General features: G+C 57.4%; 1 protein-coding gene. It reads left to right on the forward strand.

Annotated features, from left to right (window positions below; translation table 11 throughout):
* On the forward strand, positions 1-564 hold a 564-nt coding region (locus AC0V2Y_RS28620), incomplete at both ends, for a glycosyltransferase (protein WP_475418477.1).

Genomic DNA, 564 nt, shown 5'->3' on the forward strand with positions numbered 1-564 from the left:
TTCCCTGGCTATACCGCCACTGGCTTTGGTGCGCAGGATTGGCATGGCGCTACCGTGCATCGCTTGCCGCTGATGCCGCGTGGACGGGGTTCCGCCCTCGGACTGATCGGCAATTACCTGTCTTTCGTCCTGAGCGGTATCCTGCTGGCGCCATTCGCCCTGCGCCGCAAGCGCGTCGATGTGATTTTTGTATATGCGATTTCGCCGATCCTGCAAGTCATTCCAGCTATTTTCCTGAAGTGGATCAAGGGTGCAAAATTGGTCATCTGGGTACAGGATCTATGGCCCGAGAGCCTGGAGGCGACCGGTTTTGTTCGCAACCGTAAAGTGCTCAAGCTGGTAGAGATACTGGTGCGCTGGATCTATCGCCACGCCGACCTGATCCTGGTGCAATCGGAAGCGTTCATCGCGCCCGTCGCGGTACTGGCCGAGCGCAGCAAAATATCCTATTATCCAAACTCAGCCGATAATGTCTTCTTTCAGGATACCCAGCACCAGCAGCCCAGCGCTGTGGCGGGCTTGCACGACGGCTTTTCCATCGTCTTCGCCGGCAACCTGGGAACC

The sequence above is a fragment of the Janthinobacterium sp. BHSEK genome (assembly GCF_056174685.1).